The sequence below is a fragment of the Sorangium sp. So ce394 genome (assembly GCF_051474665.1).
Classification (GTDB): domain Bacteria; phylum Myxococcota_A; class Polyangia; order Polyangiales; family Polyangiaceae; genus Sorangium; species Sorangium cellulosum_D.
Window position 1 is genome coordinate 13,482,180 of the sequence record NZ_CP150339.1, and the last position, 25,960, is coordinate 13,508,139.

Here is a 25,960-nt window from a genome sequence, read left to right on the forward strand (position 1 = left end):
CCCGGCTCCTGCGCTGGAGCGGACACCACGCCGTTGCGACGTGAAATGGGCGATCTCTGGAGAATGCGCGCTGTCTCGTTCTTCGCGAGAGGGGTGAAGACGAGCTTTCCGGGCTGAGCGGGGCCGCTGCCTGGGCTGGGCGCGGATTGCAATGCGAGCGTGGCAGCGCTGCACGCTCGATTGACAGCGCCCGGATAGCCAACAAGATTCCTCTCAGACGCACGAGTCGAGGGAGCGGTCGATAACGCGTGGTTGCATCGCGCGCGCCGGCCGAGCGCTGGTGGTCTGGGGGGAGGTCCGATATGAGAACGCTCGCGGTGGTCCGGCTGGCCACCTCCGTGCTCTTGCCGGCGGCCTGCGTGCAACCGACCGGGATCGGCTCTCGCGAGGAGGGCGGGGAGGAACGGTCAGCGATCATCGGCACCGGCTCCCGCGCGGACAACACGCACGCGGCGGTCGTCGCCCTGTTCGATAAGGAAGGCGGACTCTGCAGCGGCACCATCGTTCGACGGAGCGCTGACGGAGACAAGGTCCACGTGCTCACCGCCGCGCACTGCTGCGAAGATTCCCCCGGCCTCGTGGCAGCGCTGATCGGTCCCGACATCCGCGAGCCGTCGCGCCGCCTCGTCCTCCCTGTCGAGGGGTTCCAGCGTCACCCCTGTCACAATGGGCTGAGCCACGACTATGATATTTGCGTCGTGACCGCCAGGGGCGCCGGCGCGCTCAGGATCACGCCGATCCCGCTCGCGTCGTGGCCGGACGGCCTCGAAGTCGGCAGCGCCGTCACCGTCGTGGGCTACGGCAGCACCCCGGCGACGAACACGAGCCGCCGCAATGCCGAAGCGTGGATCAGCGAGGTCGCGCCGCTCACGATCGCCATCGATCAGACGAATGGGCGGGGCGGCCTGTGCTCCGGGGACAGCGGTGGCCCCGCGCTGATCCGGCAGGACGGGGGCGAGCTTGTCGTCGGCGTCGGCTCGTTCGCCCCCGGCGGGCTCTGCGACGTCGTGGGCGGGCTCGGGCGCGCCGCCTTTCCCGGCATCCGCGAAGAGTTCCTGGACAAGGAGCTGGCCGGCGAGAAGTCCGCGCTCCAGGCCCTCGTGATCCAGCGCCGCGGCATCACTCCCGGCCGGGTCCACGATACGTATATCGCGAGCGACCGGCCCGGTCGGAGCTTCGGCGAGAGCGTCGACCTCCTGGTGGGGACGCCGCCTGGCACCGATGCGATCCGCAGCGCGCTGCTCCGCTTCGATCTCTCCGAGCTTCCCCAAGGGGCCATGCTGCTCACCGCCCGCATCGGGCTATCCTTGGAGAGCACGAGCGGGCCGGGGGTGATCAGTGTGCACCGGGTGGTGAAGGACTGGGACGAGAGCGCGTCCTGGGCCTCCTTCGAAAAAGACGGGTTCGAGCCCACCCCGATCGCGGTGTCCGGCAACGCGACGGCCACCGTGAAGACGTATCGCGGCATCTCGTTCGACGTGACCGGGCTCGTGGCGGATTGGCTCGGCGGCAAGGCGGATAATTACGGGATCCTGCTCCGCGAGGACGACGGTGAGCAGACCCGGCTCCTCGCCAGCGAGATCAATCCGAGGCCGCGGGAGAGCGTGGTGAGGCCGTGGATGCACATCTGCTATCTGCCGGGGCCGCCCGGATAGGCAGGAGCCTTGTCGGGGGCGAGCGCCCTCGATGGGCGCCGGGCGGCTCGGCACGACCTCGTGCGCACCAGCAATACCGGCCTCGGTCGCCCCGGCCGGCTCCCGTCACCCGATCACGCCAGCTTCCCGAGCTCCCGGAACCGTCCCTTCAGGTCGCTGTAGAGCCCGCGGTACACCGCGTGGATCTCCCGGTACCGCGCCGAGCGCGCCTGATCCGGCGCGACCCGCGAGACGACATGGACGAACGCGTCCGCCGCCTCCTCGACCGACGAGAACAGCCCCGCGCCCGCCGCGCCGAGGAGCGCCGCGCCGTAGGCCGGGCCCTCCGTCGACGTCGTGATCGCCACCGGCGCCTCGAACACGTCGGCCATCAGCTGCCGCCAGAACGCGCTGCGCGCCCCGCCGCCGGTCAGCCGGATCTCGTCGATCGAGACCGCCGCCGCGCCGTTCGCCTGCCCCACGCCGCGCATCAGGTCCAGCGAGTCCGCCAGCCCGAACGTGATGCCCTCCAGCACCGCGCGCGAGAGGTCGGCCTTCGTCGTCCGGGCGCTCAGCCCCACGAACGCGCCGCGCGCCGCCGCGTCGTTGTGCGGCGTCCGCTCGCCCATCAGGTACGGCAGGAAGACCACGCCGCCCGCGCCGGGGCGCGCTGTCGACGCGGTGTCCGAGATGATCTCGTACGGATCGACCTTGCGGATCTCCGCCGCCATGCGCTCCCCGTCGCCGAGGACGTCGCGGTACCAGCGGAGCGCGCCGCCGGCGGCGAGCATCACCCCCATCAGGTAGAAGCGGCCCGGGACCGCGTGGCAGAAGCTGTGCAGCCGCATCTCGGGCTCCACGACCCACGAGTCGGTGTGCGCCAGGATCACGCCGCTCGTGCCGACCGACGCCATCGCCCGGCCAGGGCGCACGATGCCGAGCCCCACCGCGCCCGCCGCGTTGTCCGCCGCGCCCCGCACGACCAGCGTGCCCGCCGGCAACCCCGTGGCCGCCGCGACCTCGGGCGTGAGCTTGCCGAGCGGCGCGTTCGACGGCGCCGACTTCGGGAACACCGCGCGCGGCACCCCGACCGCGTCGAGGAGCTCGGCGCTGAAGGCGCGATCCCCCGGCGAGAACGCCAGCGTGCCGCTCGCGTCGCTGTCGTCGGTCCCGAGCTCGCCCGTGAGCTTGAGCCCCACGTAATCCTTCGGCATCAGCACCGCGCGCACGCGCGCGAACGCCTCGGGCTCGTGCTGCCGCAGCCAGAGCAGCTTCGGCAGCGTGAACCCCTCGAGCGCGCGGTTGCCGACCAGGCGCGCGAGGCCCGCGTCGCCGACCTTCGGGTTCGCGTGGATCGCCTGGCACTCGGCCGTGGTGCGCGTGTCGCACCACAGGATCGCCGGGCGGATGACGGCCTGCGCCTCGTCCAGCAACACCGCCGAGTGCATCTGCCCCGTCAGCCCGATCGCGCGCACCTCGTCCCGGCGCGGGCCGAGGGCGCGGGCGAGCTCGCCGAGGGCGCTCAGCGCCGCCGCGGCGAAGTCCTCGGGCTCCTGCTCGGCCCACCCGGCGTGCGGCGTGGAGAGCGGGTATTCGCGGTGCGCCGACGCGACCGCCGCGCCGCGCTCCGTTTCGACTGCGATGGCCTTGAGGCCGCTGGTCCCGACGTCGATTCCGATCACGATGGCCATGAAGAGCGTCCTTTTCCTTGGAAGAGAAGGTGAGCGGCTGGAACTTTGAAGAGAAGGTGAGCGGCTAGAAACTCTGAAGAGAAGGTGAGCGGCTAGAACACGACCTGGAGCTTCATGGGCGCGGTGCCCTTCTTCATCATCTCCAGCCCGCGCGGGAGCTCCTCGACGGGCATCGCCTCGGACAGGAGCCGCTTCACGTCGACGGCCCCGCGCTCCATCAGCTTGAATGCCCGGTCGTACGTCCTCCTGATCGCGAAGCTGCCGATGATCTCGAGATCGCGCCGGTAGATCTCGAACGGCGAGACCTCGACCTTGTCCTCGGGACCACACACGCCGAACACGAGGTACCGGCCGCCGTTCTTCACGTACTGGAGCGCGTCGCCGAGGACCCGCGCGATGCCCGTCGCGTCGATCACGACGTCGAAGCCGTAGGGCGCGATCTTCTTGAGCTTCGCCGGGAGCGCGTTGTCGGCGACGACCACCTCGGTCGCGCCGTGCTGGCGCGCCAGATCGAGCTTCGACTCGACGAGGTCGACCACGGTGACCGCGGCCGCGCCGTTCGCGCGGCTCGCCTGGAGGTGGAGCTGGCCGATCGGGCCGGCGCCGAGGACCAGGACCTCCGAGCCGACCTCGATGCGCGCGCGATCCTGGCCGAAGACGACGCACGCGAGCGGCTCGCAGAACGCCGCCTCGCCGAACGAGACGCGCTCGAAGCGATAACAGTTCTTCGCCGGGACCCGGACGAGCTCGGCGAAGCCGCCGTCGCGGGTCACGCCCACCGCGTTCCACCGAAGGCAGTGGTTCTGCCGGTTGATCATGCAGAAATGGCACTCTTCGCAGGTCACCGTCGGGTCGACCATGACCCGGTCGCCGGGCCGGAGGCCCTCGACCTCGTCGCCCACGGCGGCCACCTCGCCGGCGAGCTCGTGCCCCGGGATCAGCGGGAAGGTCGGGAAGAAATCGCCCTCCCAGATGTGCACGTCGGTCCCGCAGATGCCGCACGCCTTCGCGCGGACGAGCACGTCGCGCGGGCCGATCTGCGGCGGCGCGACGTCGTTGCGTACGGCGATCTTCTTCACGGCTTCGAGAACGGCTGCCTTCATACGAGACCCTCCTCGGGGCATCGCAGGGGCAGCGCGGCCGCTTCCTGCGAAGCCCTCCTCGTTGGGGTCGCATAGGCGGGCCGCGGCCGGGCGTCGAGGGCCGTCGAGCCGCGCCCCGCGCGGCGACGCGCGGGGCGGGCTGACGCGGGACGTCAGGACTTCGCGGAGACCTTGGGCGGAGAGATCGTGCGCCAGAGGAAGGCGTAGACGTCCATCAGGTCGCGCGGGGCGAGGCTGCGCTCGCGCAGCCGCCGCTCGAGCTCGCGCGCGAGCGCCTGCATCCGGCCGTAGCCCTCGGCGCTCGGCACGCGATCGTAGGCGAGATCGAAGCCGAGCACGGACGCCTGCTTCTCGAAGAACGAGGGCTTCACGAAGACGTGCTCCTCCGGGTAGACGAGCGCGCTCAGGATCGTCGCGAGCGGCCAGGTGGCGACCTTGGCCGCGGCGAGCACGCCGGCGAGCCGGTCGAAGCGCGCGGCGTAGTCGCCCGCGCCGTAGAGCACGTCGACGACCGCCTCGGCGTAGGCGCGGTGGTGCTCGGCCGGCATCTTGTTGAACGGGATGAGGTCGCCGAGCGGGTGCAGGAGGCCGGTCGCGGCCTTGTGGACCTTGGCGATCCGCTCCATGAAATCGGCGAGGTTGCCCGCCGCGAGCAGCGCCTCGAGCTCGCCCTTGCCGAGGAGCGCGCGCGCGGTCTCGATGGCGCCCTGCTTGAAGGCCTTGCTCTTCTTCTTGCCGCCCTCGGCCGCGACGGCCCCGGCGGCGCCGCGCTCCTCGGCGATGAAGTGCGGGCCCCCGAACCCGCCCTCGAACTGCGACTCGAAGCTCGCGACCTGCTCGTCGAAGCTCGTGAGCGGCGGCGCGACCACGCGCGCGCGCTGCTTCTTGGCGGCGGCCGACGGCCGGTCACGGAGACCGCGGATCCTGGCCTCGAGCGCGCTCGCCTCGTCGTCGCCGAGCTGCACCGGCTCGAGCTTGGACCAGAAAGCCTTGGCGATGGAATGATTGAGGCCGTCCTCGAAATCGTAGAAGCGCTTTTCGTCGCGCTCCTCGACGAGGTATCCGAGTCCCCACTGGGGACACCCCGGGTGCTTGACGATGATCGGGGCCGAAGGTTCCGTTGAACGAGAGGTCGCCATAGGCGGCGCAGCCTACTCGATCTTGGGACGGCCGCACCCGCTCCAGCCCCGCTCCGGCGCCGCTTCTGGACCCGTGTTCAGGTGCGCCGCGCGGTCGGCGCGCAATCGAGCCCATCCGCGCCGGCCCATCCCCCCCGGCGCGGCGCTGGTGGGCGTCGCGCCGAGGCGAGCGCGAGGCGCTAGTTGACGTCGCGCGCCGCCGAGGCCAGCGCGAGCTGCTGGAGCGCGAGCGCCTCGGTCACGCGGCGCACCCGCGCGACGACGTCGAGGGTCTCCAGCACGGCCTGCCGCTCCCGCGCGTCGAGGATCAGGTGATGGGCGCAGAGGTCGGCGACGAGCGAGGCGGCCGCGTCGCGCGGCAGCCGAAACTCGAAATTGCTGTCGCGCTCGCGGACGAGCGAGGCGAACGAGGCCGCGGTGGAGATGAGCGCGGCGTGGTCCTGCGCCGAGATCTCGCCGGGCTGGTCCTCGAGGACGGTCGCCGCGGCCGTGCGGTACGGCGGCACGAACGGGCGCTCCGCCAGGCGGACGCGGGCGCGGCCACGCAGCACGATGTTGTAGCGGCCCCCCGGCAGCTCGGCGTGATCGATGATCTCGCCCGCGCCCGCCACCCCCGCGATGGCCGGGTGGCCGTGCGCGTCGATCGGGTGGGGGTCCGTGATGAGCACGACCGAGAGGATGCGGTGCGTCTCGAGCGCGTCGCGCACGAGCGCCCGGTAGCGCGGCTCGAAGATGTGGAGCGGCAGGAGGGCGCCGGGGAACAGCACCGTCTGCGGCAGCGGGAACAGCGGGAGCTCGGGCAAAGCCGCGTTGAGATCGCCCGGTCGCGGAGGCGTCGTTTCCACGAGCCTCAGGGTAGCACGCGGGGGGGTCGGGTGTGGCGGCGCCACGTACATCGAGCGCAGCGCGTGCCTGATCGCGCAGCGCGTGCCTGGCCGCGCGCTGCGCGCCTGGCCGCGCGCTGCGCGCCTGGCCGCGCGCTGCGCGTACCTGGCCGCGCGCTGCGCGCCAGCCGCCCTGCCGGCCTCGTCAGCCGAACATCTCGAGCGCCGAGCCGGTCACGGCGTCGGGGGCGTCGAGCGCGGCGTACACGATGAGCTGCGCCACCTCGTCGGCGCTCATCTGCGGGGGGAAGCCGCTGCCGGCGAGCATGTCGGTGTCGACCGAGCCGGGGAGCACGGCGATGGACTGGAGCCCCGTCCCGCGCAGCTCCTCGGCCAGGCTCTTCGAGAAGCCGACGAGGCCCCACTTGGAGGCGGCGTACGAGGCGTTGCCCGGGGACGCGATGGTCGAGGAGATGCTGCCGACGTGGACGAGCCGGCCGCGGCCGTGCGCCAGCATGGCCGGGAGGAAGGCGCGCGAGACGAGGTAGGGGCCGCGCAGGTTGACGGCGATCACCTCGTCCCAGGCGGCGGGCGAGGTCTCGTGGACCCGCGTCCCGCGGCGCACGATGCCCGCGTTGTTCACGACGACGCGGGGCGCGCCGAGCCACGCCACGACCTCGGCGGCGGCGCGCGCGACCTGCTCCTCGGAGGCGACGTCGCAGGGGACCGCCAGCGCGGAGACGTCGAGCCGGCGGACCTCGTCGGTCACCTCGTCGAGGCGCGGGCTCGGCCGGCCGAGCAGCGCGACGGACAGCCCGCGGCGCGCGAGCGCGAGCGCCGTCGCGCGGCCGATGCCGCGGCTCGGCCCCGTGACGACCGCGACGCCGCTCACCGCCTGCCCCCGGAGAGCGCGGCGGCGAAGGCGAGATCGCGCTCCGGGCCCGGCTCGGCGAACGCCCCGGCGACCGCCACGGTCTCGATGACCGCGCCGGCCTTGCGCTCGCCGCGGGCGATGAGGCACGTGTGGGTCAGCGTGAGCTTGCACAGGGCGCCGCGGGCGCCGAGCTCGCCGACGAGCAGATCGACGAGCTGCCCGCCGATGCGCTCCTGCAAGGTCAGCCGCCGCGCCAGCGCGTCGAGCACGTGCGCGATCGTGCCGATGCCGGCGACCCGCGCCCCCGGCAGGTAGGCGACCACCCCGGTGCCGTGCCCCGGCAAGAGGTGGTGCGGGCACATCGTGGTCACCGAGAGATCGCGGGCGACGACGAGGCCGCGCTCGAAGGGGCCCGTCTCCATCGCGCCCTCGCGGAGCACCGCGGCCGCGTCGATGGCCTCGCCCTCGATCAGGTCGTCCGCCCACGCGTCAGCGACGCGCTCGCCCGTGCCGGCGAGCTCCCCCTCGACGTCGCGCCCGAGGGCGCGGAGGAACTCCTCGATCGCCCGTGCCGCTCTCTGTCGATCGATCACCGGGGCCCCGTCAGTTGAGCAGCTGTCGGCGCTTGGCCGCGGTGATCGGCTTTCGCCCGGCGTAGCCGGCCTCGAGCCCGTGGTAGTGCTCGACGGCCTGCTCGCCGTAGCGCCAGCACAGCCAGACGAGGGCGCCGTCGAGGCGCCCGTAGAAGTCGCAGAGCCCGATGCGCTGGTCCTTCACGACCACGCCGAGCTCCTCGACCTCCTGCCACCCCGACTCGTACGCGGCGATCTTCTCCGAGAGCTCGCGCTCGCGGGCGCGCGCCAGCTCGCTGCCGCCGCGCGCCAGCTCGAGGAGCTGATCGGGCGTCGCCGCCGGGCTCTCGACGGCCTTCACGAGCGCCTGCCAGCAGCGCTCGATATCGCTCGCCAGGGCGAGCTGCCGGCCGATCAGCGACGATAGCCGGGGGACGAGCGCGTTCGCCTCTTCGATCGTCCAGATGCGGGGAGTGCTCACGGGACCTCACCTGAAGGGCGGCGCGACAACCCGGTCATGCAGGGCCGGTAAGCGGAGGAGAGTGCGGTGTCAAGGGCTTCTCCCGAAGGATCCGCCGCGGGCGGGCGCGGGGCGCCTTCGAACGATGAGCCACGCGCCAGCGCGGCTCGCGGGCTCGGCTGCTGCCGGGGGCCTGGCCCACCCTGTCTGGCCCTAGTCCACGCCAGCCTGGCCTCGCCTGGCCACGCGCCCGCGCCGCCCGCGCCGACCCGGGCGCCGGCGGGCCCGCGGCCGCGCGCGAGCGCCCTCGCGCCGCGAAGCATGTCAGCCAGCGTGGTCGCGTCGCCGTGCGCCGTGTCGGCCTCACCACACGGCAACGGGTTGCAACCGGCGTTCCGCAAGCGATAAGCTCGCGCGGCGATCGTGGTAGATCGCTAGGCCGCCGCATGCGACTCCGGACGATATCGGGCATCAAGCTGTCGAATCTGCTCCTCTGCGGCTGGAGCGGGCTCGTCCTCGTTTACCTCTATCTGCCGATCCTGCTCCTCGTCGCCTACTCGTTCAACGACTCGCGGATGAGCGTGGTGTGGGAGGGGTTCACGTTCAAGTGGTATCGGCAGCTCTTTGACGAGCTCGTCGCCCACATGAGCGACGAGCGCCGGTCGCCGCTCATCGAGTCGCTGAGCAACAGCGTGATCGTCGCCGCGATCACGACGGCGTTCTCGGTCGTCCTCGGCACGGCGGGCGCCTTCCTGCTCTACCGGTACAGGTTCCCCGCGCTCCGGTCGATCAGCACGCTGATCTTCATCCCCATGATCATCCCGGAGATCATCATGGGGATCAGCCTGCTCATCTTCTTCAAGACGGTGGAGCTCGAGCTCGGCTTCACGACGGTCATCATCTCGCACATCACCTTCTGTTTCCCCTTCGTGCTCATCGCGGTCCAGGCGCGGCTCGCGGGGCTCGATCCGTCGCTCGAGGAGGCCGCGCTGGACCTCGGGGCGACGCCGCTCAAGGCGTTCTTCCTGGTCATGGTGCCTTACCTTCTGCCCGCGATCGTCTCCGGTGCGCTGATGTCGTTCACGCTGTCGATGGACGAGCTCATCGTCACCTATTTCACGCGCGGGCCCAAGTCCGAGACCTTGCCGATCAAGGTGTTCGGCATGGCGAAGGTCGGTCTGAACCCGATGCTGAACACGATCTCGACCGTGTTCATCGTCGCGACCGCGATGCTCGTCGTGGTCGCCGAGTCGCTGAAGGGCACCGCGAGGCGGCCCCCCGACGAGAGCTGAAGGGGACCGACGCGCGGCGCGAGCGCCTGCGCCGGCGCAGGCAAGACAAGGAAAAGCCAATGAAACGCATCTCAGCGCTCCTGATCCTGGTGTTCGTGCCCCTCGTGGCCCTGCTCGGCTGTGGGAAGAAGGAGAGCCCGGCGCCCCAGGCGGCCGCCTCGGGCAGCGGCCCCGCGCCCGAGCCGAAGGCCGGCGGCGAGCTCAACCTCTTCGGGTGGTCCGAGTACGTCCCGCAGGAGATCCTGGACGGCTTCACGAAGGAGACGGGGATCAAGGTCAACTACGAGACCTACGCCTCGAACGAGGAGATGCTGTCGAAGCTCCTCGCCGGGGGCACCCGGTACGATCTCATCCAGCCCTCGGAGTACGCGATCGAGGCGCTCATCAAGCAGAAGAAGCTCCAGCCGCTCGATCACGCCCGCGTCCCGAACCTGAAGAACATCGCGCCCGCGTTCAGGAACCAGCCGCACGACCCGGAGCTCAAGTACACGGTCCCGTGGATGGGCACGACCGTCGGCATCGTCGTCAACACCGCGAAGGTGAAGGAGCCCATCAAGGGCTACAAGGACGTGTTCCAGCCGAAGCACAAGGGGCGCATCGTGGCCCTGAACGACAACCGCGAGATGGTCTCCTGGGTGATGGTGACGATGGGGATGAACCCGAACGACGTGACCCCGGAGAACCTCGCGAAGGTCAAGCCGACCCTGGCGGAGTGGATCAAGCTCGTGAAGGTGTTCGACTCCGACAGCCCGAAGACGGCGCTGCTCAACGGCGACGTGGACATCGGCGTCGTCTGGAGCGGGGAGGCGGCCCTGCTCTACCAGGAGGACAAGAACAAGTTCCAGTTCGTCCTGCCGGTCGAGGGGACGCACAAGGCGATCGACAGCCTGGCCATCCCCGACAACGCGCAGAACAAGATCGGCGCGGAGATGTTCATGAATTACATCCTCCGCCCGGAGGTCAGCAAGATCATCTCGGACAAGTTCCCCTACACGAACCCGAACACGGAGGCGCGCGCGCTGCTCACGCCGGAGCAGCTCGCGAACCCGGCGAGCTACCCGCCCCTCGCCGGGATGGAGACCTTCCACGACATCGGGAAGGCGGCGGCGGACATCGACAAGCTGGTGACGGACCTCAAGGCGTCGCAGTGAGCGGCGCGGCGTCATGAACACGGCCACCGGGCAGGTCGTCGAGCTCCAGGGCCCCCAGCGCAAGCCGGGCGTCCGCGGGTGGCTGCTGCTCGCCCCGCTCTTGCTCTGGCTCCTCGCCTTCGTCGTGGCGCCCACCGCGATCATGCTCGTCTACAGCTTCTGCGAGCGGGACGAGCTCGGGCAGGTGGTCTTCGAGCTCTCGCTGTCGAGCTACGCGCGCGTCCTCGACGCGACCTACCTCAAGATCCTGGTCAATTCGATCAAGTACGCCGCCATCACCACGGCGATCTGCCTCGTCGCGGGCTATCCGGTGGCGTACTTCATCGGGCGGGCCCGGGAGGGCATCCGGAACAAGCTGCTCATGCTGGTGATGGTGCCGTTCTGGACCAGCTTCCTCATCCGGACGTATGCGTGGATGTCGATCCTCAAGTCGGAGGGGCTCCTCAACGGGCTCCTGCTCTACCTGCGGATCATCTCGGCGCCGCTCGACATCATGTACACGCCGACGGCGGTGGTCATCGGCCTCGTGTATTCGTACCTGCCGTTCATGATCCTGCCGATCTACGGGAGCGTCGAGAAGCTCGACAACGCGCTCATCGAGGCGGCGTTCGATCTCGGCGCGGGGCCGGTGTCCGCCTTCTCGCACGTCATCGTCCCGCTGACGCGGCCGGGGATCCTCGCGGGGGTCCTGCTCGTGTTCATCCCGGCGCTCGGGATGTTCGCGATCACCGATCTCATGGGCGGGTCGCGGGTGCCGATGATCGGCAACGTCATCCAGAACCAGTTCGGTCAGGCGCGCGACTGGCCGTTCGGCGCCGCGCTCGGGATGACGCTGCTCCTCTTGTTCTCGCTGTTCTTCCTGCTCGGGATGCGCAAGGAGCAGGACCGGTGACGCGGCGCCGCGCCCCTCCGCCGCCGCGCGTCCCGCTCTCCCCGCTCCCTCTCTCCCCTCTATCTCTCCCCCTCTGCTCCCGGCCCCCCAAGGTAAATTGATGGACGTCATGGTCGAGCTCCGCGCGGTCACCAAGCGATTCGGCAGCTTTCAAGCGGTGAGCGAGGTCGATCTCCAGATCCAGGCGGGCGAGTTCATCACCCTCCTCGGCCCCTCGGGGTGCGGCAAGACGACGCTCCTCCGGATGATCTCGGGGTTCGAGACGCCGACGAGCGGCGCCGTCCTGCTCGCGGGGAAGGACGTCACGCACGATCCGCCCTATCGGCGCGACGTGAACCAGGTGTTCCAGAGCTACGCGCTGTTCCCTCACATGACCGTGCAGGAGAACATCAGCTTCGGCCTGCGGATGAAGAAGGTCCCGAAGCCGGAGATCGCCGAGCGGGTCCGCGCCGCCGTCGCGATGGTGTCGCTCGAAGGCATGGAGCAGCGCAAGCCGTCGCAGCTCTCCGGCGGGCAGCGGCAGCGGGTCGCGCTCGCGCGCGCCATCGTCTGCCGGCCGAAGGTCCTGCTCCTCGACGAGCCGCTGTCCGCGCTCGACGCGAAGCTCCGGCACGCCATGCAGGTCGAGCTCAAGGAGCTCCAGAAGAAGCTCGGGATCACCTTCGTGTTCGTGACCCACGACCAGGAAGAGGCGCTCACCATGAGCGACCGCATCGCCGTGATCAACAAGGGCCGGATCGAGCAGCTCGGCGACGCGTCGCAGATCTACCACCGGCCGAAGACCACGTTCGTCGCGAACTTCATCGGCCAGGCCAACATCCTCCGGGCGGCCGTCCTCTCGCGGAGCGGCGAGCGCGCGCGGGTCCGGCTCGCCGGCGGGATCGAGCTCCTCGTCAACGCCGAGCACCTCGCGGGCGGGGCCGAGAGCGCGCTCATCTCGATCCGGCCCGAGAAGATCGCGCTCCGCAAGGAACGGCACGGCGATCTGGAGAACTGCTTCGACGCGCACGTCGAGGACGAGCTGTTCAAGGGCGCCACCGACCAGCTGCGCCTCCGGACCGGCTCCGGCCTCGAGCTCACGGCCGTGGTGGCCAACGAGAGCTCCGTCCAGGCCGCGCTGCACGTCGGCGACAGGGTGTTCTGCCACCTTCACCCCGACGACATCGTCATCGTCCACGAGGGGTGAGCCGCCGCAGGCCCGTCGGTGTGGTGACGGAGCGTCGTGAACCGCGGTTCTCATCCGGACGCGGCAGCGTGGAAGTCGGGCTCGAAGGCCGCGTAGGATCGAGGGCATGCTGCTTGCCAATTGGCCTCGCATGCCCCGACGGTCGCTTGCGCTTGTCGTTCCTGCTGCGGTCCTCTTCTCTTTTTCTGCCGACGCCCTCGCCGCGGGGGCGTGGCTGCCCGGCGCCGGACAGGCGTCCGTCGAGCAGCGCGTCGCCGTCGCGGCGGGGCCGGAGCGCACGACGCTCTGGACGAGCCTGCGGTTCGACGGCGCGCGCGGGCCGGTGGCGGTCGTCGTGCCGGTGCCGCCGCTCGCGGCGCTCGACGCGAGCTCGGACGCGTGGTTCGAGGCGCTCGAGGCGGCGACCGCGCCGCGCGTGCTCCCGCCCGAGGGCGCCGCCCCCTACTGCCCGGGGGACGAGGGCCCGCCGGGCCCGTTCGAGACCGTCGGGCAGCTCGCGCACGAGCCGACGCTCGAGCCGATCGAGGTGGCGGTGCTCGAGGACGCGGGCGCGGTCGCGCGCTGGGCCGAGTCGGCGGGGCTCGCGCTCTCCTCCGAGACGGCCGCGCAGCTCGGCGCGCTGCAGGGGATGCGCTTCGCGGCGGCGCGGTTCGAGGCGCCCGGCGGGCCGGCGGTGACGCGGACGCTGCGCGTCGTCACGGGCGGCGGGGAGGCGCGCCTGCCGCTGTCGCTGGCCAGGGCGGGCGCGGGCGACGTGCGCGTGACCGCGTGGCTCCTCGGCGACGGCCGGGGCGCGCTGACGGGCGCGACGCCGGTGACGCTGCCGCCGGCCTCGCTGAGCTGGGACGCGGGCGCGCAGCGCAGCGATTACGAGGCGCTGCGCGCCGAGGCCCTCGGCCAGGCGGGGCTCGACGGGGCGCTCGTCGAGGCCGCGGGGCACGAGGCGCTGAGCCGCCGCATCGCCCTCGGCAGCGACAGCGTGGACAGCGTGGTCGCGGCCTATTTCGCGCGCGCGGGCGCGTACGGCGACGCCGGCGACGGCCCGGGGGCGTGCGCCGCCGTGGCCGCGGCCGCGCTGGAGTCGGGCCTCGCGGTCGCCGCGAGCTGCCCGCGCGCCGCGCTCGGCGTGGTCGACGGCGCGCTCGACTGCGCGGAGTCGCCCCGCAGGGACGAGACGGATCCCGACCTCCTGCGGTGCGGTCCGATCGCCGACGATCTCGCGGTCGGGCTCTCCGGGCTCGCGCCGTCGTCGGTGTGGCTCACCCGCGTAGCGCTGCGGCTCGCGGCCGGGCAGTCCGGCGCGGACTGGCCGCTGACGTTCGGCGCCGGCGCGTCGGTCTCGCCGGTCGCGAGGGCCGGCGCCGTGCGCCTGGACGCGTGCTCCACCGAGACCGGCGGCGGCGGCGCGGGCGGCGATCCCGGCGGATCGTCGGGCGTGGGCGGGCCCGGGGGCCTCGGCGGCGGGCCGAGCGCCGGCGCATCGAGCACGACCGGCGGGCCGTCGGGCGTGGATGACCCGGATTACTACTACGACGACGAGCCGGCCGCGGACATGGGCTGCGGCTGCGCCGGCACCGCCGATACGGTCGTCGTGGACGACCCCGAGCCGCAGGACGAGGACGAATATTACGCGGGGGAGTACGAGGACGACGGCTGCAGCGGGGACACGAGCGAGACGGGATCCGAGGACGAGTACTACGCGGAGGACGACGGCTGCAGCGGCGATACGAGCGAGACCGGGTCCGAGGACGAGTACTACGCGGAGGACGACGGCTGCAGCGGGGACACGAGCGACGAGTCCGAGGATGAGTATTACGCGGAGGACGACGGCTGCAGCGGCGATACGAGCGACGAGTCCGAGGACGAGTATTACGCGGAAGACGACGGCTGCAGCGGGGGCTCCGACGACTCCGCCGAGTCGGAGGACTGCTCGATCGCGGGCGAGCGGCAGTCGGGCGCCCGGAAGAAGCGGGGGCCGAAGCTGTCGGTCATGGCGCTCGGGGTGTTCGCGCTGATCGCGCCGCTCCGGCGCGCGAGCCGGCCGCGGAGGGGCGGCCGGCGGTAGGGATCGGGCGGGCCGCGCCGCGGCGGGCGCGGGCGGCACCGGAGGGGGGCTTCCCGTGCCATACTCCCGCGGGAGGCCACGAACGTGAACGCACCCGCCCGCAAGCTCTCCTTCACCTACGCCGAGTACCTCGAGCAGGAGCGGGCGAGCCCGACCAAGCACGAGTACCTCGGCGGCGAGATCTTCGACATGGCCGGCGGCACGCCGGAGCACGCGCGGCTCGGGGCGAACGTCACGGCGGAGCTTCGCGCCGCGCTCCGCCAGCGAACCTGCGCGGTGTTCTCGTCCGACCTCCGCGTGCGCGTCCTCGCGACGGGCCTCGCGACGTACCCGGACGTGAGCGTCGTCTGCGGCAAGCTGGCGCACGACCCCGAAGACGAGCACGCGGTCGTCAACCCGCTGGTGCTTGTCGAGGTGCTGTCGGACTCCACCGAGGCGTACGATCGGGGGGAGAAGTTCGCGCACTACCGCCGCATCCCCTCGCTCAAGGAGTACGTCCTCGTCTCGCAGGCGCACCCGCGGATCGAGGTCTTCCGGCGCAACGAGGACGGCTCGTGGACGCTCTACGAGGCCGGGCCCGGCGAGCGCGCGAGGCTCGCGTCGATCGACGGCGTGCTCGACGTCGACGAGGTCTATCGCGGCGCGCTCGAGACCTCCGCCGCCGGCTGAGGGGCCGACGGTCCACGGAGCCCCGATGCGCGACGTCCGGATGCGAGGTTTCCGCGAGCAGACGACGGTCGAGCGGGCGCTCGAGGTGCTCGGGCAGCGGATCCGGCGGCTCGGCGACGAGCCGGTGCCGATCGCCCGGGCGGCGGGGCGGGTCACGGCCGAGCGCGTGCTCGCCCGGGCGAGCGTGCCGCACTTCGCGCGCGCGGCCATGGACGGGTACGCGCTCGCCGGCGAGGCGACCTCCGGCGCGACCGCCGGCGCGCCGGTCGATCTCGCGCTCGTGGGCGCGTCGTTCCCCGGGCGGCCTCACGCGGGGGCGATCCGCCTGGGCGAGGCCGTGCGGATCACGACCGGCGCCCCGGTGCCCGAGGGGGCGGACGCGGTGCTCATGGCGGAGCACGCGGAGGAGGCCGCGGGCCCGGCCGGGGCGGCGGTGCTGCGGGTGCGCGCGCCGGTGCCGGCGGGCAAGCACGTCGCGTCGATCGGCGAGGACGTGATCGAGGGCGCGGAGGTCGTGCCGGCCGGGCGCCGGCTGCGGCCGCAGGACGTCGGCGTGCTCGCGTCGACCGGGGTCGCCGAGGTGCGCGCGGTGCGGCGGCCGTCGGTGCGGATCCTGATCACGGGCGACGAGCTCCTGCCGCCGGGGAGCGCGCCGAGCGGGGCGTGCATCGTCGACGCGAACAGCCTGGTGCTGTCGGCGCTCGCGCGCCGCGACGGCGTCGAGGACGTGGAGGTCGCGTATGTCCCCGACCGGCGCGAGGCGGTCCGGAGCGCCCTCGCGGCGGCTGGCGAGGACGTGGTGCTGGTCTCGGGCGGGTCGTCGGTCGGCTCGGAGGACCATGCGCCGCTCGTGCTCGCGGAGCTCGGCGAGGTGGCGGTCCACGGCGTCGCGATGCGCCCGGCGAAGCCCGCGGGGTTCGGGTTTCTGGCGGGTGAGCGGCCGGTGTTCCTGCTGCCGGGAAACCCGGTGTCGTGCCTGTGCGCCTACGAGTTCTTCGCGGGCCCCTCGATCCGCGCCCTGGGCGGCCTGCCGCGCGCGTGGCCGCACCGGCGGCGGCGGTGCGTGGTGGCGCGCGAGATCGCCTCGCTGCCGGGGCGCGTCGATTACGTGCGGGTGCGCGTCGAGGGAGACCGGGTGTTTCCGATCGCGACGAGCGGCGCGTCGATCCTGTCGTCGACCACGCGCGCGGACGGCGTGGTCATCGTGCGCGCCGAGGACGCGGCGGTGGGAGAGGGCGCCGAGGTCGAGGTGCTGCTCTACGACGCGTGAGGCGAGGCGGGGCCGCGCTTGGTGCCGCCGCGGAACGGCAGTACCCTCGGGCAACACCCATGATCCTTCGCTTTCCCTCCTCCCTCCTGCTCGTCCTCGTCTCGGCAGGTTGCCTGGCGAGCTGCGGCGACGGCGAGCGCGATTCGACCCCCGGAGGCTCCGCCTCAGGCGGGGGCGCGGGCGGAGGCGGCGCGAACCTCGGCGGCGGCGGGACGGGAGCGACCAGCCCCGAAGCCACCGGCGCGGGCGGCGGCGCGACGGCGAGCGGCGCGACGGCGAGCGGCGCGACGGCGAGCGGCGCGACCTCCGGCAGCGGCGGCGCGGAGGCCGTCGCGCCCGGGATCGTCAAGCACGCCGAGGGCAAGCTCGCCGAGTCGGGCCTCACCGTGGTGTCGTACGGTGGTTACCTCAACGGCGAATCCTTCCAGCAAGACGCGATCGTCTCGTTCGGCGGTTATCAATACACGGCCTTCTGGAACACCAATCGCAATGTCGTCCTCGCGCGACGGCAGCTGCCCGCCCGCCCGGGCGGCGCCGCCGGGGGATGGCAGAAGTTCGATTTCAAGGACTACCGGCTCAGCGCCGACGACGCCCACAACACCATCTCTCTCGGGATCGCGCCCGGCGACGGCACGCTCCACCTCGCCTTCGATCACCACGGCAGCACGCTCCACTACCGCCGCTCGGTCACCGGCCTCTTGACCGACCCGGAGGGCACCGCCTGGGCCGCCGCGAGCTTCGGCGCCGTCTCGAGCGCGCTCGTCGGCTCGACCGCCGTGACCCTCGTCACCTACCCGCGGTTCGTCACCGAGCCCGGCGGCGACAAGCTCCTCTTGAGCGCCCGGATCGGCGAGAGCGGCAGCGGCGACGAGCACCTGTGGGAGTACGACACGACGGCGCACGCCTGGAGCGCGCTCGGCGAGTACATCGAGGGCACGGACGCCAGCATGAACGCCTACCTGCACGGGCTGGCGTACACGCGCGGCGGCGCGCGCCTCCACGCGGCCTGGTGCTGGCGAGACACGCCGAACGCGACAACGAACCACGATCTCCTCTACGTCTACAGCGACGATCACGGGCGCACCTGGCACAACAACGCAGGGGAAAAGGTCGCGACCACCGGCGCCGCCTTCGTCACCCGGAGCACGGCGGGCCTCTCCGTGTGGGCCATCGGCCAAGACCGAGGGCTCATCAACCAGGAGCACATGACCGTCGACGAGAGCGGCCGGGTCCACGTGCTGCTCTCGCACCTGCCCGACGCCGAGGCCGACGACGCGAATTTCACGAACGCACGGGCGCGCAGCGAGTTCTTCCATTACGTCCGGGATCCGGAGGGAACCTGGACGCGCCACGGGCTCGGCCTGCGCGCGATCGAGAACTTCCGGGGAAAGCTCGCGATCTCCTCCACCGAGAACGTCTACGCGATCCTCCCCGATCTCCGCATCGCCGGCGCCTCGCCGAGCGACGGCTATGCGACCTGGACGCTCCTCGACGCCTCCGACGCGGGCCGATTCTTCTCCGATCCCCTGATCGACGCCGCCCGCCTCGAGGCCTCGGACGAGCTCACCGTGTACTATCCCGAACGGGGATCCGTGAATATCTGGGGCCTCGAGTACTCCGTGAAGTGAGCCGCGCGAACAGCGCTCCTCCCCGCTGAGCGCGCGCCTGTCCGGGCCAGATCCCGCCCGGACCGCGGCGATGACCCGCGCGCGGGCACGCTCGGTGCTCGCCCTGACGCGCGGTCTTGCCGGTGGCGAGGGCGTGCACTGCCGCGACCTCCGCGGCGGCAAGGGACACGCGCGCCGCGAGCCCCGGCGCGCTCCCGCCACGAGGAGCGTTACCAATGAGCCCCGACGCGTTCGTCAAGCGCGGATTCGCATTCATCGTGGGAGGCATGGTCGCGGTCTCCGCGTATTATCAGGCCTCCGGGGTCGCTCAGCTCATCGCCCATCAGATCGCGCGGGACGGCGCCCCTCCCGCGCTCCCGGAGCGAGCGCCCGCCCCGGCGCCGCCCGCCGACGACCGCGCGACGAGCGCGGCGCCCATCCTGGAGCGCAATCCGTTCGACTCCACGACAGGGCCGCTCGTGCCTCGGCCGAGCGCGGCGACCGCCGGCCAGGCGGATCTCTCTCAGCGCGATCCCTACCTCGCGCCGCCGTGCGATACGGGCCGCGTCGTGCTCATCGCGGTGTCCGAGGACCCGGAATGGTCGTTCGCCGCCGTCGAGGCGGAAGGCGGACGCACGGCCCTCGGGCGGCGCGGGGGGGAGATCGGCGGCCGGAAGGTCGAGCACATCGCCTGGGATCGGGTGTGGATGACGTCGGGCGGCGCGCGCTGCCAGATGCAGCTCGGCAAGAAGAGCGACAACGACGGCAAGAAGGCGGCCGAGCCGCAGCCCAGGGCGCCGGATCCGCCCCGCGCGACCCCGTCGCGCGCGTCCGGCAGGAGCGACGTCCCGCCCGAGATCGCCTCGCGCATGAAGCGCGTGAGCGACACCGAGATCGACATCGATCGATCCGCCGCCGAGAAGATCTTCGAGCAGCCCGAGATCGTGACGACCACGTCGGCGGCGATCCCGGAGATGCGGGACAACCAGGTGGTCGGACTGAAGATGATGATCAAGCCGGGCTCGGTGCTCGAGTCGCTCGGGCTGCAGAGCGGCGATCTCGTGAAATCGATCAACAGCATCGACCTCACCGACCCGCAGAAGGCGATGATGGCCTACACGCGCATGCGCTCCGACAAGAGCCTGTCCGTCGTCGTCGAGCGCGACGGCCGCCCGGTGAGGCTCAGGGTCAACATCCGCTGACGCGAGCCGCCCCCGCGGCCGCGACGGGCCGCGGCGCTCCATTCTGGAGCGGCGCGCGCTCCATCGCGGATCGCGGCGGCGCGCGAGGCGGCGGCGCAGCGCCCCATTTCCCCTATCTCCCGTCTGGCCCGGTTCCTGCGAAGCCCGTCCTCACGAGGGAGAGGCCATGACGCACATCGATCGACGCAGGGTCATCACGAGCGACGAGGGCAGCGCGGGTGCCATCGTCCACGCGGGCGACCGCGGGGCCGGGGCGGCCGGCCGCGAGCGATACGAGCAGGGCTGGCGCGCCGGCAAGCCGGCCGAAGATCCGGAGAAGCTCAAGAGGTGGGGGCGCATCAGCGCGAAGCCGAGCGAGTACCTGATTCACATGCGGCGAGGCCACCTGCGGCCCACCTCGGGACAGGGCGCCTCGTGCTTCAAGCTCCCCGGCGACAGCGTCGCGGTCGTGCCGACCACGATCCAGAAGCTCCAGTTCACGGCCGACCAGGTCACCCTCGAGAAGGTGGGCGTGGAGGTCACAGGGCTCGCCGTCTACCGCATCGCGGACCCGCTCGTCGCCTTCCGGATGCTGAACTTCTCGTTCCCGGAGCGCGCGCAGGAGAAGCTCGAGGCGCTGCTCGTCGACATGTTCGCGGGCGCCGCGCGCCGGCTGATCGCGAACCTGTCGGTCGAGGAGTGCCTGACGCGGCGGAAAGAAGGGATCGCCGGAGAGCTGATGCGGGAGATCGTGCCGGTCGTCTCGGGGCGCGGCAGCGCCGACGACACGACCGACAAGGGGTGGGGCGTCCTCGTCGACTCCATCGAGATCCAGGACGTGCGCATCCTCTCGCCGGCGGTCTTCGGCAACCTGCAGGCGCGCTACCGAAAGGAGCAGGAGCGGATGGCCCGCGAGGCGTCGCTGCTCACCGAGCGCGCCGTCCAGCAGGGCGAGGCCGAGGCGCAGCGGGCGATCGAGCTGACGAAGCTCGCCGCCGAGGTCGAGCTGCGCACGCGCCGCCAGGAGACCAGCGAGAAGGCGCGCCTCGAGGAGATCGCCTCCGAGGCGCGGATCGAGGAGGCGCGCCTCGCGCACGAGCAGCAGATCGCGGCGCGCTCGGCGCGGGCCGAGATCGAGAAGACCGCGCTCGAGGCGGAGGCCGCGGCCGCGCGCCACGCGGCGAAGATGGCCGCGGGCGCCCACGAGATCGACCTGCTCCGGCAGCGCGCGGCGATCGCGGACGCGCGGCGGCTCGTGGCCGAGGCCGAGCTCGCCATCGCCGAGATCGAGGCGAGGAAGGCGCGGCTCGCGCAGGAGCTCGAGCTCGGGCGCGCGCGGGCGCTCCGCGAGATCGAGAACGCCGTGTCCCCCGAGATCATCCGGCTGACGGTGGCGCAGCAGATGCCGGCGCTCGCGGCCGCGTTCCAGCAGCGGATGGGCGAGGTGCACGTCACGGCGGTCGACGGGGCGAACCCGTTCGGATACATCGCGGCCGCCGTGGAGGGGGTGATGGGGCTGGCCCGCGCGGCGGGGCTCGAGGGGCCCCCGGCGCGGGCGCAGAAGGCGGAGCCGCCCGCGGAGGGCGCGCGCGGCGACGGCCGGCCTTGAGGCTCGCCGCGGCGACGCGAGCGCGCACGACGCCGTCGCAGCGGGAGGCTAGGCGGGCCGGGGCAAGGCTGCTCTACTCGGCGCGGCGAGACGCGACGTGCCAGCACCATCCTTGACATCGAGGCGATCGCTCCCGACGCCGTCCCCCCTGCTCGCGGCCGCGCTGCTCCTCGGCGGCTGCGGCGCGGAGCCGGAGGACACGTCCGCCGCGGCGCTGCGCCTGCGCTTCCCGGAGCACGCGGACGTCGTGCTGTCGGCGCGCGAGGCGTTCGCCCCGGCGGAAGGCGGGTTCCGGCTGGCGGCGACCGAGCCCGGCGGGGCCTGGATGCGGGCTGCGCGGCCGGAGGTGGAGCTGCCCCGCGACGGGAGCGGCGCGATCCGGTTCCGGTTCGCGGACGGCGGCGAGATCCGGGTGAGGGAGCTCGGCGCCGAGGGCGAGGGCGCGATGGCGGAGCGCGCGGTGAGCTACCGGCGCGCGGGTGGGACGTCGTTCTGGACGGCGACCGACGGGGGCGTGGAGGAGTGGCTGCTGCTCGAGGAGGGGGTCGCGCGCGCGGGCGAGGTGGTGGCGGCGTGGGAGGTGGAGGGGGCGCTGCTGCGCGAGCGCGGCGCGGCGGTGGAGCTCGTGGACGAGGCGCGCGGCGCGCCGGTGCTGCGCGTGACGGCGCCGCGCGCGTACGCGGCCTCGGGGCGGCCCGTGGCGGTGGCGCTGCGGGCGCGGGGGGCGCGCGTGGAGGTGTCGATCGACGTGGGCGACGCGGGCGACGCGGGCGGCGAGGCGGTGCTCGTCGATCCGGTCTGGGAGCCGGCGGGGCGAAGAATCGTCGAGCTCAGGCGAGATCACACCGCGACGCTGCTGTTGCAGAGCGGCAAGGTCCTCGTGGCGGGCGGTATCGCCCCGCTCGAAGCTGTCGCCAGCGCGGAGCTGTACGACCCGGCAGACGACACCTGGAGCCCCGTGAGCCAGACGATGCTCGTAGCGCGCTACAATCACACCGCGACGTGGCTGGAGAGCGGCGAGGTCCTTGTGCTCGGGGGGCAGCGCGACAACATCAACGCCCCCGCGGTGGAGCCCGTCGACACCGTGGAGGTGTACGATCCCGAGACCGACACCTGGACGCCGAGAGCATCCATGGCCACGTCGCGGGCTTATCACACCGCGACGCTGCTGCCGGATGGCGAGGTCCTCGTGACGGGCGGAATGGCGGGAGTCCGCACCCTTTCCAGCGCGGAGCTGTACGACCCGAGGACCGACACGTGGACCTCCGCGGCGCCGATGAACGACGCTCGCCTGGAACACGGCGCGGCGCTCTTGCGGCCGAGCGGCAAGATCCTCGTGGCGGGAGGATGGGGACTCAGCGGTGAGCTCAGGAGCGCGGAGCTGTACGACCCGGAGACCGACACCTGGACGACCACGGGGGCGCTGCCCGGAAGCGGTTGGTTCCCCGTCGTCATGGCGCCGCTGCCGAGCGGCGAGGTCGTGGCCGTGGGCACGCGGCGAGCGGCGCGGTACGATCCGACAGCCGGCGCCTGGTCTGCCACGGGCCCGATGTTCGGGCTGCGCCAATCGCCCAGCGCGACGACGTTGCACAACGGCATGGTCCTGGTCGCGGGTGAGCCCTACGCCGCCACGGGCAACGCGTCCCTCAGGAGCGTGGAGCTGTACGACCCGACCGACGACTCCTGGAGCCAGACGGCGCCCACGAACGGTTCGCACGGCTACCACTCCGCGACACGGCTGCTGAGCGGCGATGTGCTGCTGGTCGGCGATTTCGAGTACGCGGAGCGGTATTCGATCGTCGGACTCCGGTGTGCGTCGGACGCCGAGTGCGGGCGCGGCGCCTGCGTCGACGGCGTCTGCTGCGAATCGCGGTGCTCCGAGCCCTGTCACACGTGCGCCATGCCCTCGTCGCTCGGCCGCTGCGTGCTCCAGCCGAAGGGCTTGGATGCTCGCGGCGACTGTGCGCGCGAGGGCTGCGATGGATCGTGCGACGGGCTCGGCGCCTGCTTCGCCGTGCCCGAGGGCGGCGTGTGCGCCCCGGCGCAGTGCCGCGACCGGACGCACAGCATGGCGCAGGTCCTCTGCCCCGCCGACGGAGCCAGCTGCGCGGGCGCGAGCAGCGATGCCCGGGAGGTCGTGGACTGCGCGCCGTACGGTTGCGATCAGGTCAGCGGCACCTGCAAGGTCGAGTGCAGCTCGTACCAGGACTGCGCGCCGGGCCATGCATGCGACTTCTCCGGCCATTGCGTGCCCGCTCCGCCCGTCGAGGTTCGGGGGTGTAGCGCCGGGCCAGCCACCGCGGCGGTGGGCGGCCCCAGGGCCGGCCTCGGCGCCGCGCTCCTTGCGCTCCTCGCCATCGCGCAGCGGAGCGCCTCGGTCTTCCGGGGCCGATTCCCACGGCTGCGGAAGGACTCCTGATGTCCCCGCGCGGCTCCCTCAGGCGCGTTCTGCCGCGCCTCCCCCTGCTGCTCTGGGCCGCCGCGTGCCTCTCCGGCTGCAGCGGCGAGGTGGAGCCGCCTGCGTCCGCCGCGGCCCTGCGCCGCCAGTTCCCGGACCAGTCCGCGGCCGTGCTCGAGGCGCGCGAGGCGTTCGTCGGCGACGGGGAGGGGTTTCATCTGGGCTCGGCCGAGGTGAGCGGGACGCCGGCGCGGCCGCACGTGGTGCTGCCTCGCGAGGGCAGCGATCCGATCCGGATGCGCACGCCGGCCGGGGTCGAGGTGCGGGTGCGAGAGCTCGGGGCCGCGGGGGAGGGCATGGCGGTGGAGCAGGCCGTGGCCTACCGGCGGAGCGGGGGGACGTCGTTCTGGTCGGCGACCGAGCGCGGCGTGGAGGAGTGGCTGCTGCTCGACGAGGGCGTGGCGCGCGGCGGCGAGGCGGTGGCGGCGTGGGAGGTGGAGGGGGCGACGCTGCGCGAGCGCGGCGAGGCGGTGGAGCTCGTCGAGGAGGGGAGGGGGACGGCGGTGCTGCGGGTCTCGGCGCCGCGGGCCCATGCGCTGTCGGGGCGGCCTGTGGCCGTGGCGCTCAAGGCGCGGGGCTCGCGCATCGAGCTCACGGTGGACGCGGGCGGCGAGGCGGTGCTCGTGGACCCGGCGTGGGTGCTGACCCATGGCGCGCTGAACGTCGCGCGGAAAGGTCATACCGCGACGCTGTTGCGGAGCGGCTTCGTCCTCGTGGCGGGCGGCTTCGAGGACGACCTTCTCGACGGGACGGTCGTCACGTTCGACAGCGCGGAGCTGTACGACCCGGCGGCCGACGCCTGGAGCTTCACGGGGAGCATGAAGCACGGGCGCACAGGGCATACGGCGACGCTGCTCTCGAGCGGTGAGGTCCTCGTGGCGGGTGGTGTGCTGAGGAATCCCCAAGATGTTGACCGCATGCTCGAGACCGCGGAGCTGTATCATCCGGAGACGGGCAGATGGACCGACGCGGCGCCGATGCATCTCGACCGCGTCAATCACACGGCGACGCTGCTCCCGAGCGGTAAGGTCCTCGTGGCGGGCGGGGGCCAGAACGCCTTCTTCATGGACAGCGTGGAGCTGTACGACCCCGCGTCCAACCGGTGGGAGCTCATGGCTCCGATGGACGACCCGCGCGCTGGGCACGAGGCGACGCTGCTCTCGAACGGCAAGGTCCTCGTGGCGGGCGGATCTTACGTTCCCGGCGCGTACGCCACGGCGCAGCTGTACGACCCCGAGACCGATCGGTGGGAGTTCACGAAGGAGCCGATGAACTACGCGCGCAGCGGCCTCACGATGACGCCGCTGCTGAATGGAGAGGTCCTGGTGGCGGGCGGACGGCATCGTGACGGCACCTGGATCGCGAGCGCGGAGCGGTACGATCCGGGGACCGGGCGCTGGAGGCTGACGAGCCCGATGAACCGCGGGCGGGTGAGCTACACCGCATCGCTGCTACCCGACGGCATGGTCCTCTTCGCGGGCGGATTGACCGACAACTTGTTCTACCTGAGCAGCGCGGAGCGGTACGACCCGGCAGCCAATACCTGGACCGTCACGACCCCCATGAGCTCCCCGCGCGTCGGGCACACCGCCACGCGGTTGTCGAGCGGCCAGGTGCTGGTGGCAGGGGGGAATTACTCTGACATCACGCTCGCCGAGACGGAGCGGTTCGGCCTGGCCCGGGGGGAGGCGTGCACCTCAGCGACCGCTTGCTTGTCCCCCGATATCTGCGTCGACGGCACCTGCTGTGACGTGCCGTGTCCCTGCGGCACCTGCGGCGCCCCGGGGACCGAGGGGCGCTGCGGCGAGACAGGTAGTCCGGAGAAGGCCGGCTCGATCTGCGCGCCGGCCAGGTGCGCCGACGAGCTCAACACCTTCGAGGCGGTGCGGTGCACGACGGCGTCCTCGTCGTGCCCCGCGCAGGTGAGCGTGCCCTGCGTCGCCTACCGATGCGATCCACAGAGCGGCGCCTGCAGGCAGAGCTGCGTCTCGATGGATGACTGCCTGTCGGGCTACGTCTGCAACCTGCGCGGCCACTGCGTCCCGGCGCCGCCCGCGCCGGAGGCCGCGTCCGGCTGCAGCGCCGGGCCGGGCCGGGCCGCCCCCGTCGCGGCGTGCGCGGCCGGCGCGCTGCTCCTCGCGCTCGGCGTCGCGCGCCGTCGGCGACGCCGCCCCGGGAGGTCCGCCGCGGCGACGGCGCGAGCGCGCATGACGCCGTCGCAGCCGGGAGGCTAGGCGGGCCGGGGCAACGCTGCTCTACTCGGCGCCACGAGACGCGCCGTGC

At 72.4% G+C, this 25,960-nt stretch carries 20 protein-coding genes; 13 read left to right on the forward strand and 7 right to left on the reverse strand.

What is annotated here, in order from left to right:
- The first annotated feature begins 302 nt into the window (after window positions 1–302).
- Window positions 303–1,655, forward strand: coding sequence for a DNRLRE domain-containing protein (locus WMF33_RS49830; RefSeq protein ID WP_437335153.1), 1,353 nt, complete (start codon window positions 303–305; stop codon window positions 1,653–1,655).
- Between the two features lie 113 nt (window positions 1,656–1,768).
- Here the strand turns inward: WMF33_RS49830 and xylB are convergent, their stop codons facing one another.
- The 7 genes from xylB to WMF33_RS49865 form a co-directional block, all read right to left on the reverse strand.
- Window positions 1,769–3,325 (reverse strand): xylulokinase, encoded by a 1,557-nt coding sequence (xylB, locus tag WMF33_RS49835; protein WP_437335154.1) that lies wholly within the window; start codon window positions 3,323–3,325, stop codon window positions 1,769–1,771.
- A 92-nt stretch (window positions 3,326–3,417) separates the two neighbouring features.
- Window positions 3,418–4,428, reverse strand: a complete 1,011-nt coding sequence (locus WMF33_RS49840; protein ID WP_437335155.1) for a zinc-dependent alcohol dehydrogenase family protein — start codon at window positions 4,426–4,428, stop codon at window positions 3,418–3,420.
- A gap of 152 nt (window positions 4,429–4,580) precedes the next feature.
- On the reverse strand, window positions 4,581–5,567 hold the full coding sequence (locus WMF33_RS49845) for a hypothetical protein (RefSeq protein ID WP_437335156.1): 987 nt from the start codon (window positions 5,565–5,567) through the stop codon (window positions 4,581–4,583).
- A 179-nt stretch (window positions 5,568–5,746) separates the two neighbouring features.
- The gene (locus tag WMF33_RS49850) at window positions 5,747–6,412 is read right to left on the reverse strand and encodes an LON peptidase substrate-binding domain-containing protein (RefSeq protein WP_437335157.1); all 666 of its coding nucleotides are present in this window, start codon (window positions 6,410–6,412) and stop codon (window positions 5,747–5,749) included.
- 184 nt (window positions 6,413–6,596) lie between these two features.
- A complete protein-coding gene (locus WMF33_RS49855) occupies window positions 6,597–7,283 on the reverse strand; it encodes an SDR family NAD(P)-dependent oxidoreductase (RefSeq protein ID WP_020742308.1) in 687 nt (228 codons plus the stop codon).
- Window positions 7,280–7,858: a GTP cyclohydrolase I gene (gene folE, locus WMF33_RS49860; RefSeq protein ID WP_437335158.1), complete on the reverse strand. Its 579-nt coding sequence runs from the start codon at window positions 7,856–7,858 to the stop codon at window positions 7,280–7,282. Before folE ends, WMF33_RS49855 begins: the two co-directional genes overlap by 4 nt.
- A gap of 10 nt (window positions 7,859–7,868) precedes the next feature.
- The gene (locus WMF33_RS49865) at window positions 7,869–8,318 is read right to left on the reverse strand and encodes a DUF2203 domain-containing protein (protein ID WP_061627515.1); all 450 of its coding nucleotides are present in this window, start codon (window positions 8,316–8,318) and stop codon (window positions 7,869–7,871) included.
- Window positions 8,319–8,743: 425 nt separating this feature from the next.
- Here WMF33_RS49865 and WMF33_RS49870 point away from each other — a divergent pair, with 425 nt between their 5' ends.
- The 12 genes from WMF33_RS49870 (at window position 8,744) to WMF33_RS49925 (ending at window position 25,911) form a co-directional block, all read left to right on the forward strand.
- Window positions 8,744–9,589 carry an ABC transporter permease gene (locus tag WMF33_RS49870; protein ID WP_437335159.1) on the forward strand — a complete coding sequence of 282 codons (846 nt, stop codon included), beginning with the start codon at window positions 8,744–8,746 and terminating at the stop codon, window positions 9,587–9,589.
- 59 nt (window positions 9,590–9,648) lie between these two features.
- Entirely contained in the window at window positions 9,649–10,740 is a 1,092-nt protein-coding gene (locus tag WMF33_RS49875; RefSeq protein WP_437335160.1) for a polyamine ABC transporter substrate-binding protein, read from the forward strand.
- Window positions 10,741–10,753: 13 nt separating this feature from the next.
- Window positions 10,754–11,632: an ABC transporter permease gene (locus tag WMF33_RS49880; protein ID WP_020742313.1), complete on the forward strand. Its 879-nt coding sequence runs from the start codon at window positions 10,754–10,756 to the stop codon at window positions 11,630–11,632.
- A gap of 100 nt (window positions 11,633–11,732) precedes the next feature.
- Window positions 11,733–12,818 carry an ABC transporter ATP-binding protein gene (locus WMF33_RS49885; protein WP_437335161.1) on the forward strand — a complete coding sequence of 362 codons (1,086 nt, stop codon included), beginning with the start codon at window positions 11,733–11,735 and terminating at the stop codon, window positions 12,816–12,818.
- Between the two features lie 106 nt (window positions 12,819–12,924).
- Entirely contained in the window at window positions 12,925–14,883 is a 1,959-nt protein-coding gene (locus WMF33_RS49890) for a DUF2330 domain-containing protein (RefSeq protein ID WP_437335162.1), read from the forward strand.
- Window positions 14,884–14,967: 84 nt separating this feature from the next.
- A complete protein-coding gene (locus WMF33_RS49895; protein ID WP_437335163.1) occupies window positions 14,968–15,552 on the forward strand; it encodes a Uma2 family endonuclease in 585 nt (194 codons plus the stop codon).
- Between the two features lie 25 nt (window positions 15,553–15,577).
- Complete coding sequence (locus WMF33_RS49900; RefSeq protein ID WP_437335164.1) at window positions 15,578–16,822, forward strand: molybdopterin molybdotransferase MoeA; 1,245 nt, start codon at window positions 15,578–15,580, stop codon at window positions 16,820–16,822.
- A 59-nt stretch (window positions 16,823–16,881) separates the two neighbouring features.
- Window positions 16,882–18,450, forward strand: coding sequence for a BNR repeat-containing protein (locus WMF33_RS49905; protein WP_437335165.1), 1,569 nt, complete (start codon window positions 16,882–16,884; stop codon window positions 18,448–18,450).
- 215 nt (window positions 18,451–18,665) lie between these two features.
- A complete protein-coding gene (gspC, locus tag WMF33_RS49910) occupies window positions 18,666–19,631 on the forward strand; it encodes a type II secretion system protein GspC (RefSeq protein ID WP_437335166.1) in 966 nt (321 codons plus the stop codon).
- Between the two features lie 166 nt (window positions 19,632–19,797).
- Window positions 19,798–21,219 (forward strand): SPFH domain-containing protein, encoded by a 1,422-nt coding sequence (locus WMF33_RS49915; RefSeq protein WP_437335167.1) that lies wholly within the window; start codon window positions 19,798–19,800, stop codon window positions 21,217–21,219.
- A 112-nt stretch (window positions 21,220–21,331) separates the two neighbouring features.
- Window positions 21,332–23,638, forward strand: a complete 2,307-nt coding sequence (locus tag WMF33_RS49920; RefSeq protein WP_437335168.1) for a Kelch repeat-containing protein — start codon at window positions 21,332–21,334, stop codon at window positions 23,636–23,638.
- Entirely contained in the window at window positions 23,638–25,911 is a 2,274-nt protein-coding gene (locus WMF33_RS49925; protein WP_437335169.1) for a kelch repeat-containing protein, read from the forward strand. Before WMF33_RS49920 ends, WMF33_RS49925 begins: the two co-directional genes overlap by 1 nt.
- The last annotated feature ends 49 nt before the right edge of the window (window positions 25,912–25,960 follow it).

Coding starts and splice junctions, on each gene's coding strand:
- WMF33_RS49830 (WP_437335153.1), top strand. CDS start 303: ATGAGAACGCTCGCGGTGGTCCGGCTGGCCACCTCCGTGCTCTTGCCG.
- xylB (WP_437335154.1), bottom strand. CDS start 3,325: ATGGCCATCGTGATCGGAATCGACGTCGGGACCAGCGGCCTCAAGGCC.
- WMF33_RS49840 (WP_437335155.1), bottom strand. CDS start 4,428: ATGAAGGCAGCCGTTCTCGAAGCCGTGAAGAAGATCGCCGTACGCAAC.
- WMF33_RS49845 (WP_437335156.1), bottom strand. CDS start 5,567: ATGGCGACCTCTCGTTCAACGGAACCTTCGGCCCCGATCATCGTCAAG.
- WMF33_RS49870 (WP_437335159.1), top strand. CDS start 8,744: ATGCGACTCCGGACGATATCGGGCATCAAGCTGTCGAATCTGCTCCTC.
- WMF33_RS49875 (WP_437335160.1), top strand. CDS start 9,649: ATGAAACGCATCTCAGCGCTCCTGATCCTGGTGTTCGTGCCCCTCGTG.
- WMF33_RS49880 (WP_020742313.1), top strand. CDS start 10,754: ATGAACACGGCCACCGGGCAGGTCGTCGAGCTCCAGGGCCCCCAGCGC.
- WMF33_RS49885 (WP_437335161.1), top strand. CDS start 11,733: ATGGACGTCATGGTCGAGCTCCGCGCGGTCACCAAGCGATTCGGCAGC.
- WMF33_RS49890 (WP_437335162.1), top strand. CDS start 12,925: ATGCTGCTTGCCAATTGGCCTCGCATGCCCCGACGGTCGCTTGCGCTT.
- WMF33_RS49900 (WP_437335164.1), top strand. CDS start 15,578: ATGCGCGACGTCCGGATGCGAGGTTTCCGCGAGCAGACGACGGTCGAG.
- WMF33_RS49905 (WP_437335165.1), top strand. CDS start 16,882: ATGATCCTTCGCTTTCCCTCCTCCCTCCTGCTCGTCCTCGTCTCGGCA.
- gspC (WP_437335166.1), top strand. CDS start 18,666: ATGAGCCCCGACGCGTTCGTCAAGCGCGGATTCGCATTCATCGTGGGA.
- WMF33_RS49915 (WP_437335167.1), top strand. CDS start 19,798: ATGACGCACATCGATCGACGCAGGGTCATCACGAGCGACGAGGGCAGC.
- WMF33_RS49925 (WP_437335169.1), top strand. CDS start 23,638: ATGTCCCCGCGCGGCTCCCTCAGGCGCGTTCTGCCGCGCCTCCCCCTG.